We start from the raw sequence: 17,032 nt of genomic DNA on the forward strand, positions 1-17,032 counted from the left end.
AGGATGTTTTACTATTTATTTAGTTATCTGGACCGCGAATTCGATCTCTTTGGAGCAGGTGTGTTTCAGTACATTTCTTTTCGCGCAGGAATGGCTGCCGTCCTTTCCTTGTTGATTACCGTTGTCTTTGGTAAAAAGTTAATAGACCTGCTGAGAAAAAAGCAAGTGGGTGAAAGCATCAGGGATCTGGGGCTGGAAGGACAAATGGAGAAAAAGGGAACACCGACCATGGGTGGTATTATCATCATTGCCGCCATTTTGTTTCCTACCCTGCTTTTTGCCCAGGTGGAAAACATTTATATCATATTGCTTTTGGTATCCACGCTTTGGCTGGGACTTATTGGCTTTCTGGATGATTACATTAAAGTTTTTAAAAAGGATAAGAGTGGCCTGGCTGGCAAGTTTAAAGTTTTTGGTCAGGTTTCCCTGGGGCTGCTGGTGGGCTTGACATTGTTTTTCCACCAGGATGTGGTCATCGGTGTATTTAACAACCTGGGAGAACAATTTCAAGACCCGGATCTGGGCAGAAACTATGAAAGTATGAAGTCGACCACCACGACACTGCCATTTTTAAAAAACAATGAACTGGATTATAAAAACATCCTGCCATTCCTCAATGAGCATTATACATGGATTACCTATACGATAGTAGTTATTTTTGTGGTAACAGCGGTTTCCAACGGAGTCAATATCACCGATGGGATAGATGGACTGGCAGCAGGTACAACAGCAATAATTGCACTGACATTGGCAATTTTTGCTTACCTGAGTGGCCGTTTTGATTTTAGTAATTATTTGAATATCATGTATATCCCTGACCTTGGAGAGTTGACAGTCTTTTGCTCGGCGCTGGTGGGGGCCTGTGTGGGTTTTTTATGGTATAATTCATTTCCCGCCCAGGTTTTTATGGGAGACACCGGAAGTCTTTCTTTGGGTGGAGTTATCGCTGTGCTGGCTCTGTGTGTCAGAAAGGAGTTACTGATCCCGATGTTATGCGGGGTTTTTCTGATTGAACTGGTTTCAGTGATTTTGCAGGTATCTTATTTTAAATACACTAAAAAGAAATATGGTGAAGGCAAGAGAATATTTAAAATGTCGCCCCTTCATCATCATTATCAGATGAAAGGAATCCACGAATCAAAAATTGTAACAAGGTTTTGGATAGTAGGGATCTTATTGGCCATATTGACATTGGCTACCCTGAAACTGAGATAATATCGCATTAGAAAAGCAGATGCAAAAAAGAATAGTCATATTAGGAGCGGGTGAAAGTGGCGTTGGAGCAGCATTATTGGCCCATGCAAAGGGCTTTGAGGTGTTTGTTTCCGACTATGGCGCCATTCAGCCCCGGTATGCGTCTGTTTTGTCGGAACACCATATTGATTTTGAGCAGGGAAAGCATACCCCCGGGCTGATTATGAATGCCCATGAGGTAATTAAAAGCCCGGGAATACCTGATTCGGCCTCTATTTTAACGGCGTTAAAAGCTAAAGGGATACCTGTGATCGGTGAGGTGGAATTTGCGGCGAGATACACCGATGCCAGCATGCTGACAGTAACAGGTACTAACGGAAAAACAACCACTACCCTGCTGCTTTACCATTTATTAAAAGAGGCAGGATTTTCAGTAGGTTTGGCCGGCAATGTAGGGCATAGCCTGGCCCGGCAGGTCATTAATGACCGTTTTGATTTTTATGTGCTGGAATTAAGCAGTTTCCAGTTGGACACACTTTTTGACTTTAAATCCGATGTGGCCATTCTGCTGAATATAACGCCTGACCACCTCGACCGCTATGATTATGACTTTGATAAATATGCAGCCGCCAAGTTCCGTATTATCAATAATATGCTGCCCGAAGACTATTTTGTCTATTTTTATGATGATGATGTCATCAAAAACAGGCTAAAAAATCATCTGCCGGATCTCACCGTATTACCCATCTCTTTAACAGAAACGTTTGAAAAAGGAGCGTTTAAAAGGAACGGTGAATTTGAATTCAGGACCGGTATTGTTGAAAATTTTAAAATTAACACTGCCGATATCCCTGTTTACGGTCAACATAACCATATCAATGCCATGGCAGCGGTACTTGCCGCCGTAGTCGCGGGGGCTGATGTTGACTTGATTAAAAAAGCACTTAAAAGCTTCAGAAATGCGAGTCACCGGCTGGAGACTGTGGGCAATATCAACAACATCTCATTTATCAATGACTCCAAAGCCACTAACGTTGACGCGGTATTTTATGCCCTGGGGGCATTTGACAAGCCGATCGTTTGGATTGCCGGCGGTACGGACAAAGGCAATGATTACAGCCAACTGAAAGCCCTTGTCAAAAAAAATGTCAAAGCCATGGTTTGCCTCGGCCTCGATAATGAAAAATTAAAGGAGGCTTTTAAACACGAAGTAAGAGAATTGCAGGAAAGTACCGATATGTACGATGCAGTGAAAAAATCTTTTGAATTTGCCCGAAGCGGGGACGTGGTTTTGCTCTCACCTGCCTGCGCCAGTTTTGATTTGTTTAAAAACTATGAGGAAAGAGGAGAGAAGTTTAAAGAAGCAGTTGCAAAACTTATTTTGAACAAAAGGGAAGTAGTTTGACATGGTAGATACAATTAAAAGTTGGATTGAAAATAATATGAAAGGTGATCCCATCATCTGGTTTATCGCCATTTCGTTGTCCATCCTGAGCATTCTTGTGGTTTACAGCGCCACCGGCACGCTGGCCTATAAAAGCTATGGTGGTAATACGGAATACTTTCTGTTCAAACAATCGTTACTCGTAATGCTTAGCCTCGCAGCGATGTGGGTAGCTCACCGTATCGACTATAAATACTACGCAAAAATATCGAGGCTGGCCCTGATCGTTGCCGCACTGTTGTTATTTTATACCTGGTCTTCCGGGGTAAATTTAAATGAGGCAACAAGATGGATTGAAATTCCCCTGATCAATCAGCAGTTTCAACCTTCTGATTTTGCTACCTTTGCACTGATCATCAACCTGGCCAGCATGCTGGCCAAAAGACAGCAAAATATTGCTGATTTCAAGGAATCATTAATCCCAATCCTTCTCTGGTGTGGGGTAATTATTACCTTGATTGCCCTGAGTAACTTTTCCTCGGCGGCATTGCTTTTTTTGACCTGCATGTTGCTGTTATTTATTGGCCGTGTGCCGGTAAAATATCTCTTCATGCTGATTGTGGTGGGAATCTTGGGCGGCATTATCGCTTTTAAGATCGGTGAACGGGGAGAGACCGTTGCGAGCCGTTTTGAGAATTGGCTGAGCCCCACAGAAATTTCCTTTCAGGCCAGGCAATCCTATATCGCCATCGCTACCGGAGGAATTACCGGAAAAGGCCCCGGGCAAAGTGATCAACGTAATTTTTTGCCTCATCCATATTCGGATTTCATCTATGCCATTATTTTGGAAGAATATGGTCTGATAGGGGGGATTTTGGTGGTGTTTTTGTACCTGGCCCTGCTATACCGGGGTATGGTGACTACGGCCAAAAGTGAGCGCCCCTTTGGAGGGCTTTTGTCGGCGGGATTAAGTTTTGCCCTTGTGCTCCAGGCCATGGTGAATATGGGTGTAGCTGTTGGGTTAGGCCCAATTACAGGACTGCCTTTGCCATTCTTGAGTATGGGGGGAACCTCTTTGTTGTTTACCGGCGTTTCTCTGGGCATCATCTTAAGTGTCAGCAGAGGTGAAAATGCTGAAAACCTTTTTAAATCGAAAAAGAAAAAAGTACCACAGTTGGTATAACATAAAAATAACGACGTTATCGAAAAGAACAGACCATATCGGGTTATTATCAGCGGAGGCGGCACCGGAGGGCATATTTACCCGGCTATTGCCATTGCCAATACTTTGAAGGCCATGAGTCCTGATATAAAATTACTGTTTGTCGGGGCGAAGGGTAGAATGGAAATGCAAAAAGTGCCTGAAGCCGGGTATGATATCATCGGTTTGTGGATCAGCGGTATCCGGAGAAAGCTGACAATTGACAATTTGTCTTTTCCTTTCAAGCTGATTTCAAGTTTGTTGAAATCGGGAAGAATCATTAACAGTTTTAAACCCGATGTCGTCATAGGAGTAGGCGGGTTTGCCAGTGGTCCGTTGTTGTACCGTGCCACCGGCAAAGGAATTCCTGCCTTGATACAGGAGCAAAATTCCTATCCGGGTATTACCAATAAGTTGTTGGCCAAACGGGTTGACAGGATTTGTGTGGCTCATGAGCACATGGAAAGGTTCTTTCCAAAGGACAAAATTGTGATTACAGGAAATCCGGTACGAAAGGATATTATTCATGCTGGCGAAAAAAGAGCACAAGCCATGCGGTTTTTTAATCTTTCGCCGATCCAAAAAACAGTTCTGATAATTGGCGGAAGCAACGGGGCCCGCACCATTAACCACAGCCTGCTCGCTGAAATTGAGCAAATTATTGAGGCCGGTATTCAGGTGATCTGGCAAACCGGCCGGTTTTACTACAAAGAAGTAAAGGAAAGCGTGCATAACTATGATCTGAGTAATTTCAGAATATTTGAGTTTTTAAAGGAAATGGATCTGGCATATGCTGCCGCCGACGTCGTCATAAGCCGTGCCGGAGCGCTCTCCATTTCGGAGTTGTGTATGGTGGGTAAACCAGTAATATTTGTGCCGTCACCCAATGTTGCCGAGGATCACCAAACCAAAAATGCCCAGGCATTGGTCGAAAAAAGTGCCGCAGTGCTGATAAAAGACAAAGATGCCAGATCGGCATTGGTGGAAGCTACCATAAAACTGATCCATGATAACGACAGGCAGATGTCTTTAAAAGCGCATATCGGAAAACTTGCCAAGCCTGATGCGGCAGATATGATTGCCAGGGAAGTTTTAAGCTTAATAAATTGAATATCAAAAACATACATATCGCTTATTTTATTGGCATCGGAGGCATTGGTATGAGTGCCCTGGCGAGGTGGTTTAAGCATCATAGTATCAAAGTAATGGGTTATGACAGGACTCCCACACCACTAACCGGTAAGTTGATAGAGGAGGGTATTGAAATTCATTTCGAAGATGATGTTGCTTTACTGCCTGCAGCATTGAGAGGCTTCAATCCGAATGCCCTGGTGGTCTATACGCCGGCCATACCGCAGGAACATAAAGAATTAAATTTTCTTAAAAATTCGGGGTATGATCTTAAAAAAAGATCAGAAGTATTAGGTATTATTACAGAAAATAAATTCACGGTCGCCGTAGCAGGCACTCATGGAAAAACCACCACTTCTTCTATGATTGCTCACCTTTTAAAAGTGGCCGGGCTTGGCAGTTCCGCCTTCCTGGGGGGAATAGCCGTTAACTATGCATCGAATTTGTTGTTAAATGACAACAAAGACGATGAAAACATCGTGGTGGTGGAGGCTGACGAGTATGATCGCTCCTTTCTAACGCTTCACCCGGATATTGCCGTGATAACATCCGTTGATGCTGATCATCTTGATATCTATGATAACGAGGCCAATATGTATGACTCATTTAAGGCCTTTATCAGAAAGATAGCAGAAGATGGACAGTTGTTTATTAATGAGTCGGTTGCCGAGTATTTACTGGACAGGCATGCCTCAAACCTGAAAGTCAGTACCTATGCGTGCAATGGTACCCGTACCTTTGCCAACAGGATCAGGATTGTTGAAGGGGATTTTATTTTTGATTTTAACTGGCCGGGAGGACAAATTAAGGATTTGAAATTGAAGTTCCCCGGTTACCATAATTTGGAGAACGCGATAGCGGCCATATCCGTAGCCCTGTCTTTAGAGGTAAGTGAGGAGCATATTCGCCATGGGATTGAAAGTTATGCCGGTGTTAGCAGGAGATTCGAGTATATCATCAAAAATGATAAATTGGTATTTATCGACGATTATGCCCATCATCCTGTCGAAATTGCGGCTTTTATCAGGTCGGTAAGGGCGATATTTCCGGAAAAAAAGTTAACGGTGATATTTCAACCCCACCTTTACAGCAGAACCCGTGATTTTGCACAGGGATTTGCTGAAAGTTTAAGCTTGGCGGATGAAGTATTTTTAATGGATATATATCCGGCGAGGGAACAACCCATCGAGGGTGTGACCGCTGATATAATATTCGATAAAATAAAGTCAAAAAGTAAAATAAAGTGCACCGCCGCGAATGTGCTGGATAAGATTAAAGCCGTGGAACCGGAGGTGTTGGCGACGATTGGGGCCGGTGACATAGATCAATTGGTTGGGCCTTTAAAACAAGTGTTAAATCCGGATGAAAATGTTGAATAAGTTAAAAATAAAAACCATCTATAAAGTCGTCTTTTCGTGCCTGGTAATCTTTTTATTGATTGGCCTTGTTGAAAAGAATCATGGTGATAAGTTTGTTCGGCAAATAGTCATCAGTGTTGAGCAGCAGTCTGACAACTTTTTTGTAGATCGCGGTGATATTCACAAACTGATTACTAACGATAACACGATTAACATCATCGGCCAGGCCATGAGTGAGGTTGATTTGAAGGAGATAGAGGAACGCATTAAAACCAATCTTTTTATAAAAAATGTGGATGTTTATAAAGATCTGAAAGGGGCGTTGATTGTCAATATCACACAACGCCGGCCCATCGCCCGGGTGATCAGGCATACAGGGCCCGATGGCTACATCAGTAAAGCGGGGGTAATCCTGCCTACATCGGAAAGGTACACGGCCCGGGTGATGCTGGTGAGTGGTGAAAATGTGGATGACATCGTGAAAGAAGGCCTGATTGCCGGTGAAGAAAACGGATCGTTGCTTGAGGTGTTGCAATACATAGATCAGCACCCATTCTGGAAGGCACAGGTCGCACAGTTAGCAATTGATAAAAACAATGAAATTACCATTTATCCACAGGTGGGAAGGCAGGTAATAAGCTTTGGAACCCCTGAGGATTACGACGTAAAATTCAGAAATCTAAAAATATTCTTTAAAAAGATTCTGCCACAAAAGGGATGGAATCATTATAAAAGAGTCAATATCAAATATAATAACCAAATTGTTTGTGAATAATTATTGAGCTATGCAACAAGAACAAATCATTGTCGGATTAGACATCGGGACTACGAAGATATGTGCCATTGTGGGGAGGAAAAATGAATTTGGGAAATTAGAGGTTCTCGGCATGGGCAAAGCAGTTTCGGATGGTGTAATCAGAGGTATTGTTACCAATATCGACAAAACCGTCAGTGCGATTGAGCAGGCGGTAAAAGAGGCAGAGGAAATGGCCGGTATCGATATCGGAGTGGTTAACGTGGGCATCGCCGGGCAGCATATCAAAAGCAGCATTCATCATGGTAGCATCACCAGGGACTCAAAAGATGGTGAGATCAATATCGAGGATGTGAAGCGGTTGACAAACGATATGCACCGGATAGTCATTCCCCCCGGAAGTGAAATCATTCATGTAATGCCCCAGGATTACATCGTGGACTACGAAGAAGGTATTATCGACCCGGTTGGCATGTCCGGGGTACGCCTGGAAGCGGACTTTCACATTATTACCGCCCAGACCAATGCGATCAATAATGTAAACAAATGCGTGCGAAGGGCGGGGTTGGAAATTGATAATTTAATTCTGGAACCTTTGGCATCCAGCCTGTCCGTATTAAGCGAGGAAGAGAAGGAAGCGGGTATTTGCCTGGTAGATATCGGGGGCGGAACAACCGATATCGCGATTTTTCAGGATAATCTAATCCGGCATACCGCGGTTATCCCTTTTGGTGGAAATATATTGACCTCTGATATTAAGCAGGGCTGTTACATACTGCAACATCAGGCAGAATTGCTGAAAACCAAATTTGGCAAAGCCATCGCTGAAACGGCTGAGGTAAACCAGATTGTTTCCATCCCCGGGTTGCGCAACCGGCCTCCTAAAGAGATTTCGGTACGAAACCTCGCCCATATCATCGAAGCCAGAATGTCAGAAATTATTGAACTGGTTCACGCCGAAATCATTACCTCGGGTTACGAGAGCAAACTTGCCGGTGGCATTGTCATTACCGGTGGTGGCTCACAACTTCAATCCCTGAAACAATTATTTGAATACATGACCGGAATGGACGTCAGGATTGGTCATCCGAACGAGCACCTGGGAAAATGTAAAATCGAAGCCGTTAAAAGTCCCATGTATGCTACTTCTGTCGGATTGGTTTTGTCAGGATTCAGGGCACTGGATGAAAGGGACAACCGGTACAACGAAGTCAAGGCGTCTTCCCCCAAAACACCTGCGAGTAAAATAGTCGACAGGGGAGGAAGCTTCTTTCAGAATATTTTAAATCGTACCAAGGGACTGTTAATTGATGACCTCGATGACAGGGACGGATATTAAACCCTGAATGAATAATCTATAGCTCAAGAATTATTATAACCAAAACACGCTAATGAAATTAAATTCTTTGGAATTTAAAATTTGTAAACCCTAAACAGGAAATCGTCATGTCAGAAAATATGTATAAATTCGATATTCCCAAGCATCATAAATCAATTATCAAGGTAATTGGTGTAGGAGGAGGTGGTAGCAATGCTGTTAACCACATGTATAATCAGGGGATTAAAGATGTAGAGTTTATAGTTTGTAATACGGACGCCCAATCCCTCAAAGGCAGTCCTATTCCTAACAAGCTTCAGTTGGGAGTAAATCTTACCGAAGGTCTTGGGGCCGGTGCTAATCCTGAAGTTGGAAAAAATGCTGCCCTTGAAAGCAAGGAAGACATAAGGGAATTGTTGAGTAATGACACAAAGATGGTGTTTATTACCGCAGGAATGGGCGGTGGCACCGGAACAGGAGCCGCCCCGGTTATCGCCAGGGTGGCCAAAGAACTTGAAATTCTTACCGTAGGTATAGTAACAGCACCTTTTGCTTTCGAAGGCCCCAAAAAGATGCGTCAGGCTGAGCAGGGTATCAAAGAATTAAAAGAAACCTGTGACACGGTACTGGTTATTCTTAACGATAATCTGAGAGAAGTTTACGGCAATTTATCTATTACCCAGGCTTTTTCGCAAGCAGATAACGTTTTATTGACCGCGGCCAAAGGAATAGCTGAAATCATCACGGTAGAAGGCTATGTGAATGTCGATTTTGAAGATGTCAAAACGACCATGAAGGACTCGGGTGCCGCCATCATGGGTTCTGCTCAGACCGAAGGTGAAAACAGGGCCCTGAAAGCCGCTGAAAAGGCTATTTCCTCTCCATTACTGGACAATAAAGACATTACCGGCGCGCAGAAAATCCTGCTTTCAATTATTTCCGGAGAGGAAGCAGAACTGCAGATGGACGAGCTTTCTGAGATCACCAATTACATCCAGGAAAAAGCGGGTGACGATGCGCAGATGATCTTCGGCCACGGCAACGACCCCGATCTTGGCGATGGCATCAGGGTCACCGTAATAGCCACGGGGTTTATGCATGACCATAACCGTTTCAACAGGGATGAAGACCGGAAAAAAGTCATCGACCTCGAGTCAAATAAGCAAATCGAGTTGTTCGAAGATGATACTATCCGTGTCAACAGCCCCCATGAAAAACCACAGGATAACAAGATAAATTACGGATTCACAGGTAGCAGCTTTGAAGTTTCCGGAGAAGAGCCCGAAAGTATCGATGGGTCTCGCCTTCAGGTTTCGGATGAGTCAGAGAATGACCGTCCGATTCGTTATTCGCTCGAGGACAAAATTGATAAAGAAGTAACTAAAGGCCTGGAGTCAAAGGGTTACGAGAGGCTGGACATCCCTGCTGACTCCAGTAATGAGTTTTTCTATAAAAAAGAGCGGCTGATCATGGAAGGAAAAAGGCGTTCTATGGAATTGAGGGCCAGCAATAACACCTCTATCAGTACTGAAAAATTCAAAAATCTGCTGGAAGTGCCTGCTTATGAAAGAAAAAAGGTCAGGTTGCAAAATATTCCCCATTCATCTGAAAAGAACATATCCAGGTATAATCTGGATGATGACTTTCAGTTGTCTAAAAACAACTCATATCTCCACGACCGGCCGGATTAGCGGTAAATGAAGGGGTGATAGCCTTCTTTGTTCGGTGGGGGCGATTTCAAATGGTATTTGGTTTAGCCTTACCTTAAAAATCAATTATTTGCCTGGCCTGGTTTTCCAGCAACTCCCGGTACAGGTTATTGGTAATGCGACCGTTGGAGGTGTTGGCTTCGATTCTTGCCAGTTTAGGTTTAAGGGCCAAAACATGCATACCACAGTAATTAAAGATATCGGTAAGATGACTGACTGCCAGCCCTCCGCCCTGGGTTCCGGAAGAAATGCCTACCAGGGCACATTTTTTGTCAGTAAAACTATCGGGGTATTTAAGACCGTCTATGAAGGCCTTGAGAACACCTGGGAATGAACCATTGTACTCCGGAACAATGAATACAAATTTTGAACAATTTTCAATAACCTGTCTGTATTTGTTAAAGTCGGCGTTCTTCCCTGAGTTTTCATATAACGCCGAGACAATGAAATCGGAAGGTACATTCGCCAGATCCAAAATGATACTTTCTTCTCCCAACTTTGACAAGATACCCTGGTATATTTTTGAGATAACCCGGGTTTTTGAATTTTTCCGATTCGTTCCGGCAATGATGACAATCATTTCAAAAGTCTCTAACTGATGTGCGAATATCTGAAAAGAATTCGGTATTACTAAGTTAAAGAACAGAAAATAAAAAAAGGAGGATTAAACAACTTAACCCTCCAAAACAAATTAGCAAGCAATTTATAAATTTATCTTTTAAAGCCGTTAGACTGCCTCGACCGTAACTTTGGTTTTGACAGTTACATTTAAGATAAAGCTTAGCGGAGCTTCTGAAACGGAGCCTGAGAAATTGATTTTTAACTGGTTTGAATCCAGCAAAATCTTTTCTAACGCATCTAACTGCTCTTCGCTTAAGGAAATTGTATAATCCTCCTCGGCAAAGAGCTTGATGTTGAGACTAGGGATATCAGCCGAAAATGTGGTCGACGCATTACCTACACTCAGTGCTCCCGACAGATTGGCGGTTTCGGGTCCTTGGTAATCAGTTACCCTGAAAGTCACGGACTCAATTTGATATTCTTTAATCTTTTCAAGGTTTTCCAGAATATCACTGTCGCTTTTTGCATCTATGGTTGTCTCATAGGCAATGTTTTGGTTAGCTTCCGTAGCGTTGACAGCAATTTGTTCTGTCAAGTCACTGTTAATATTGATTTCTGCAATGTCGTCATCACAGGAGATTACGGCAAAAACAGCTACCAGAAATCCAAATTTTTTGATAATTTTCTTCATTATTATACTCCAAATTATTTATGATCATAAAAACTTTTTAAAGTTATCATCTCAATTTTGAATTTAACGCGGACTAAATTTTGAAAAAAAACACCTGTACCAAAATTTATAGAATTCAAGAATTTTGAACGCCTGATTCCAGGCGGCCAAAGAAGAAAGTTGAGATCAGTTAAATAGATTATGCCCTATTTTGTCTTTTATAGGATTTTATGGTAAAAAACTATCACAAATTTGAGAGCTTATTTTTTGTAGAAGAAGTATTTGTTGGTTGTCCTCAATGTAATAAAACTGGCATTTTTATGCTTTACGTCAGGCTGGAATACTTTGATTTACCGATGATTACAACGCTGCTTCGATTTTGGGTTTACGATCCTTTCGGATTGATATTTCATCGGTAGTTTCATGAGCCCCATGGTATGGAACCAGGATTTTTCTTAACTTGTTATAAATAAAAGCCTTAAAAACCTGTCAGTCATGTTAAAAGATAAATCTTCTATCGAATACATTGCCGTCAAAAATGGCCTTATTGCCTTTGGCGGGCTGGTTGCTTATTTTTTCCTGATGAAAGGAGTTGGTTTAGTGCATATTGTGGAATTACGCAGTTTAAATTTCCTGATCATGGTAGGCGGTGTCTGGCTGGCCTTCCGGGAATACAAGAAGTCTCACAGTGAAGGTTTGGCCTATTTCAACGGTTTGGGTCTTGGAATAAGAACAACGGTCGTAAGTGTCGTTCCTTTCGCACTTTTTATTTTTTTCTACCTGAAACTGGACCCGGCCTTTATGGAAACCATCAGGGCCAATGAAATGTTTGGCTATCACTTAAACCCTTATTTACTCGCCTTCCTGATTGCATTTGAAGGGTCATTATCCGGTTTTTTTATTGCTTATACTTTGATGCAATATATGAAACGGAAATCTGTATCAGGGTGGTAAATTAGCCGGCCAGTAACCTACATATAATTGACAATTGACAATTGAGTTTTAATAGAAAAACTCTAATAATTGTTAACTGTCAATTCAGGCTGTGTGAAAACGAAACGCTGAAAACTTTCCTCAAAATATTATTTTAAGGAAAGTCGATAAAATCACCATATATTATTTATTTTTTCCTTCAATTAACTAAAACAGCATTTAATTTGGCTAATGTTTGCCACAATGTTGTTTTTACACGGCTTCAATGGACAATTAAGTTTTAATAAAAAAACTCCAATAATTGTCAACTGTCAATTGTAAATTGTCAATTTTAAGATCTTTAGCTGGCGAGCCGTAATTTGATTTGCAGTGTATTGCCCTAACAAAGTGAGCAACTCGAGACCGTTCGGTAGTTACTTTAAAATTAGTTTTTGTGGGGAATAGCGGTAGTTTTTGCTGTTTAATACCAGGTAGTAAATACCGGGATGTAAATTTTGAAGGTTTATTCCATTTTTGATTTCATACGAGGTATACTTTTTTCTAAGGACCGTTTTTCCCAGTCGATCGAATAGCTGCAGGTTATATGTATTTTCGGGTAAATCTTTGGTGTTGATGAAAATGGCGCCGAAGGATGGAATAGGGTAGATGAAGTTAATCTTGTCAGGAGAAAAGTCATCCAGACCGGTTACCAGGATTACGCTAAGTGATTTTTCGAGGCTGTCAATACATCCAATATTATTTGCTGTCACCAGTTTGATTACGTAATTCCCGGAAGCATCGAAGCGCTGTGAGAAAGAAGAATCAGAGGAAACAGGCAGGTGGTCCAGGAACCATTGGCGGCTTACGGAGGATGGTGAGAGGTCGCTTAATACCACTTCATTGTTCAGACCCAGGTATATGTTTTCGTTTTCAAGACTGAAATTGGCGAATTTGTCGATAACCCGGGCTTCAATTGTATTGGATTCGCTTTCAAGCAGTGAGTCGAGATTCGTATAATAAATGGTTTTTGAGGAAGTCAGATTACCGAGATCGAGGCTGTTGCCCTTGCCTATGATCCGGGTAAGGCCTTCATCTTCATAAAAATTATAGAAACTTTTATTTTGCAGGTTCAGGACAGCGGCAGTTCCTGCACAAAACTTAAACTCCCTGCTCAGAGGCCGGGGGCTTTTTTTGATGGAGATTACCTGTCCGGTTGAATCCTGACAGCCCTGGGAATTCCCGGTGATCAACGCGACAGTGATATTGGCTTCTGTCGAAGGCAGTATCTTGAATTGCTGATCGACACTTGTCAGGTTTTGACCGGTGTACCATGCCCAGGTGCTGGCATCCGGGCTTATACTATTGAAAACCAGGCTTGTCTTTTGATTGAATTCGAGCGAGTCGATATAATAGTCAAATGCCGCACTTATCTCTGAAACGTCGATAGCTACCCTTGCCGGTAGACTTTCATAAAGGGAGTCTTTATTGGATATATATAATACGGTATCTTTTTTCAGTCCTGCTACTGTAATGGCACTTCCGTTCGCAACAGGAACAGTAAGGTTTTTGTCATGATACAGGATGAGGTCGGTAGCATTGTTAGCCTGTAATATGACCGGATCATCGGGGCAAATCTGATCATCAGGGATATCGGGCCGTGGACCCCGTACCACAACCACTAATTTTTTTTCGGCAGAATCCATACAGCCTGTAACCGTTTTCACTGCTAACTTCACATTGAAAACTCCCTTTTCTACAAAGTTGATCATCGGATTTTGTGCCTTACTAAAAAAACCATTGCCAAAATCCCAATCCCAACGGATACCTTCCTGTGTCAAATCTGTGAACTGAACAGTAGTCTGGGCGCTTTCATCGATAAAAACAGTGTCAACACTCATTTGGAAATCAGCCATGGGCTCTTTAATCACTACTTTTATTTGTTCTATGTCGCCTTTGTAGGCTTCATCGGTGTTAACGACGTAGTATGATTGATCTTCGGTTAATGCATCGGTGGAGTAAAACTCTCCTTGTCCCAACAACTGGGTCGTGTCGGCATCTGCATAAAACCTGTAGTTGATCCCGGCAGAGGGATCGATATCGATGCTTTCATCCCTGCAGATATTGAAACTTTCCGAAACAGGAGGGTTTTGCAGGTAATCCGCGTAAAAATCAGTTGCCATGGTGACGGCATTTTGCAATGCGGACAGACTCTCTTCTATGGCGATAACAAAAGCCACTTTGGTGCTGTGGTTATTTTTGAGCTGAAGCGTTTTTCCCGATAAAAACTGTGCCACATCATTTCCTGCACCGATTACGCCAGCCACCTCACTTGCGCTGGTAGTCAGTAGGTTATGTTTGTCTGATTTGGCCAGTATGCCGTTATAATCGGCACTATTTCCATTTTCATCAGCCAGGTCGATCGCGTTATAAATGGCTGCATGCCCGCTGATTAGAGCGATACCCGCAAATTGATTGTTTTCAGTAGTCTCATGGATATATCCAAGTTTGTGAAGTGGATCCCAGGCCGCGGTATTGGTGGTGTATTGGCCCACGTCCCAGTCGGCATAGATGCCGGTGTATAATGCAGGTAAATCGTTACCACTCAGGTTGGTAATTCTATATTCGATGATGATAAAACTGTTGGCAGAGTCCGCCCCGGAGCCTAGCAGCTTTTGAGTGATCCTTAACCCCATCCGATCAGGTGTATTACTGTCTGCAAAGGTCGACCGCACATCGATGGGGGCCATGGAGTTACTGATGAATTGCAGGGATTCGACAGGGTTAAAGTCTGCGTTTTTTTGGCCCGACCCCAGGTCATAAATGATGTTATCAACGACTTTTCCCGCAACTGAGCCAAAAGCAATACCCATGTGGTCCAGTATTCTTTTGCCTTTAAAAATTAACCCGCTGCCAGTATCGAGGTGGCTGTCCGCATAGGCGAGGTTTCCATTACCGGCAACCGTTAACAGAATTTTTCCATTATCCAGGTTAATGTAGTCAGGATTGACTACCAGCTCAAAATATTGATAATCTGTATAGTTTATATCTTTATATCCAATGCGGAAGGTTAAGATTTCATTCGCCGGTGTTTCCGGAGCCAGGGATATGATAAAGGGAGCGTCGATATTGCTTTTCTGTTTCATAGCAGTGAGATTGCCGATATTGAAACTATCTTCAATGATTGTGACAAATGGTGAAGTGCAACTAAGCGTAGCCTCTGCGTTGGTGGTGGCGTTCAGTATGTTGATAAAACCCATGGTAATGCTGACCACATCCCCGGCGGTGGCATATGGGCCCACATTGTTGCTATAGACCAGGTCGGTCATTCTTATGGCCGGTTTATTATCAGGTGCAATAGCACTTTGTGCGTTGACACGGCCCCGGCCGAGTTTTTCAAGGTAGCTTTCATTGCCTGGTATCGTGTAGATATTGTCTGCAGTCATGCGAATTTTTTCCATCACCTGCCTGGCGTTTAAACCGGGATACCGCGATCTTACCAGGGCAGCAATTCCTGCTACCATGGGTGAGGCAAAGGATGAACCCGTCGCATTGCCATAGGCATTGCCATTCTTGGTGGTGTATTCACCCGCACCAGGCGCCATGACATCAATAAAATGGCTGTATGTGGCAAAACCGGCTTTTTGGTCATTGTTATTTGAGGCTCCTACCGAAAGCACGTTTTCGTAAGAGGCTGGGTAAAAATGGAGATCTGCGTTGGTATTTCCGGCAGCGGCAACCACAACCACATCCATTTCCAATACGGCAAAGTTAATGATATCCTGGGCGAAGTTGGAAAATGAGTTAACACTTCCCCAGGAGAGATTTACAACTTTACAGCCTTGTTGGACTGCATAAAGGATAGCCTCATAACCATTGTTAAACACGTTATTTTCTGAATCAAATATCTTAACAGGTAAAAATTTACTTTTGAAGCCAACGCCCGCAATGCCTTTCCCATTGTCGGTCCTGGCTGCACTGATCCCGGCCACTGATGTACCATGCTGGCTAAAATCTGCCGAAGGGTCATTGTCGTTGTTGGCAAAATCCCAGCCGTGGTAATTATCCACGTAACCATCTCCGTCATCATCGATGCCATTGATGGGGTCGTTTAAATTATAATAAATGTTGTCTGCCAGGTCTTCGTGATTTACATCGACACCTGTATCCAGTATGCCGATTACAACGGTGGAATCCCCTTTTTCAAATTCCCATGCTTCATAAGCGCGGATGATGGACAGATAGGTTTGATTACCACTCCCTGCGGCAGCAGGGTCATTCGGTACAAAAAGAGGCTTCGGAAGGTAGTAAGGCTCAGCGTAGAGCACATTTGGCTGTGCCAGAAGCTGATTGATTTTAGCCTCCAGGTTTTCTGTATCTTTGATGGTAATCTTATATATTTCTGACAGCTCATTTCGGTGGTTGACTGATTTTTGTCGGTAGTTTGCCGGGTTGGGTATCGCCTTTTTGAATTTACTGGCTCCGATCATGGCTGACAACCGGGCGATGCCCGGTGAGCTGGTACCACCCCTGGAGGAATATGGGGCTAATTTAACTACGATGGTATAGGGATCATAATCCAAATCAGTAACACCGTCCGGAAAACGAAAAGTCCTGGATTGCCCATTGGACGTATCTACGGGCAAGACTAAATAAAACGTAGCAAATAGTAATCGAATAAGGAGTTTTATACTGTTAAAACTGAATACTTTATCATATAATGATGACACAGGCATTGATTTAACATGGGATTATTAACTAATAGCTTTACAAAGCTAGCTTTAATATCACGGTAATATGCCGTAAAGACTTCCATAATCAGATTTGTGTAATGTTCAGGTGG

At 42.9% G+C, this 17,032-nt stretch carries 12 protein-coding genes; 9 read left to right on the plus strand and 3 right to left on the minus strand.

Going from position 1 to position 17,032, the window contains the following annotated elements:
- Positions 1-3: 3 nt before the first annotated feature.
- The 8 genes from mraY to ftsZ all read left to right on the plus strand — a co-directional run bounded on the left by mraY (position 4) and on the right by ftsZ (position 10,031).
- Complete coding sequence (gene mraY, locus AC04NP_RS01130; protein ID WP_482857457.1) at positions 4-1,215, plus strand: phospho-N-acetylmuramoyl-pentapeptide-transferase; 1,212 nt, start codon at positions 4-6, stop codon at positions 1,213-1,215.
- 19 nt (positions 1,216-1,234) lie between these two features.
- Positions 1,235-2,599 carry a UDP-N-acetylmuramoyl-L-alanine--D-glutamate ligase gene (gene murD, locus AC04NP_RS01135; RefSeq protein ID WP_482857458.1) on the plus strand — a complete coding sequence of 455 codons (1,365 nt, stop codon included), beginning with the start codon at positions 1,235-1,237 and terminating at the stop codon, positions 2,597-2,599.
- Between the two features lies 1 nt (position 2,600).
- Positions 2,601-3,761, plus strand: a complete 1,161-nt coding sequence (locus AC04NP_RS01140) for an FtsW/RodA/SpoVE family cell cycle protein (RefSeq protein ID WP_482857459.1) — start codon at positions 2,601-2,603, stop codon at positions 3,759-3,761.
- Positions 3,762-3,779: 18 nt separating this feature from the next.
- Positions 3,780-4,889: an undecaprenyldiphospho-muramoylpentapeptide beta-N-acetylglucosaminyltransferase gene (gene murG / locus AC04NP_RS01145; RefSeq protein WP_482857743.1), complete on the plus strand. Its 1,110-nt coding sequence runs from the start codon at positions 3,780-3,782 to the stop codon at positions 4,887-4,889.
- Positions 4,886-6,289, plus strand: coding sequence for a UDP-N-acetylmuramate--L-alanine ligase (gene murC / locus AC04NP_RS01150; RefSeq protein WP_482857460.1), 1,404 nt, complete (start codon positions 4,886-4,888; stop codon positions 6,287-6,289). The genes murG and murC overlap by 4 nt, the downstream gene beginning before the upstream one ends.
- Positions 6,279-7,043 carry a cell division protein FtsQ/DivIB gene (locus AC04NP_RS01155; RefSeq protein ID WP_482857461.1) on the plus strand — a complete coding sequence of 255 codons (765 nt, stop codon included), beginning with the start codon at positions 6,279-6,281 and terminating at the stop codon, positions 7,041-7,043. The genes murC and AC04NP_RS01155 overlap by 11 nt, the downstream gene beginning before the upstream one ends.
- A gap of 10 nt (positions 7,044-7,053) precedes the next feature.
- Positions 7,054-8,361: a cell division protein FtsA gene (gene ftsA, locus AC04NP_RS01160; RefSeq protein WP_482857462.1), complete on the plus strand. Its 1,308-nt coding sequence runs from the start codon at positions 7,054-7,056 to the stop codon at positions 8,359-8,361.
- A gap of 107 nt (positions 8,362-8,468) precedes the next feature.
- On the plus strand, positions 8,469-10,031 hold the full coding sequence (gene ftsZ / locus AC04NP_RS01165; RefSeq protein WP_482857463.1) for a cell division protein FtsZ: 1,563 nt from the start codon (positions 8,469-8,471) through the stop codon (positions 10,029-10,031).
- Positions 10,032-10,104: 73 nt separating this feature from the next.
- Here the strand turns inward: ftsZ and AC04NP_RS01170 are convergent, their stop codons facing one another.
- Positions 10,105-10,629 (minus strand): NADPH-dependent FMN reductase, encoded by a 525-nt coding sequence (locus AC04NP_RS01170; RefSeq protein WP_482857464.1) that lies wholly within the window; start codon positions 10,627-10,629, stop codon positions 10,105-10,107.
- 147 nt (positions 10,630-10,776) lie between these two features.
- A complete protein-coding gene (locus AC04NP_RS01175; protein WP_482857465.1) occupies positions 10,777-11,301 on the minus strand; it encodes a hypothetical protein in 525 nt (174 codons plus the stop codon).
- Positions 11,302-11,775: 474 nt separating this feature from the next.
- On the opposite strand from AC04NP_RS01175, the gene AC04NP_RS01180 reads away from it, so the two are divergent.
- Positions 11,776-12,234: a DUF4199 domain-containing protein gene (locus AC04NP_RS01180; protein WP_482857466.1), complete on the plus strand. Its 459-nt coding sequence runs from the start codon at positions 11,776-11,778 to the stop codon at positions 12,232-12,234.
- A 392-nt stretch (positions 12,235-12,626) separates the two neighbouring features.
- Here the strand turns inward: AC04NP_RS01180 and AC04NP_RS01185 are convergent, their stop codons facing one another.
- Complete coding sequence (locus AC04NP_RS01185; RefSeq protein ID WP_482857467.1) at positions 12,627-16,919, minus strand: S8 family serine peptidase; 4,293 nt, start codon at positions 16,917-16,919, stop codon at positions 12,627-12,629.
- Positions 16,920-17,032: the final 113 nt, after the last annotated feature.

This window comes from Agaribacillus sp. DX54, from assembly GCF_056858335.1.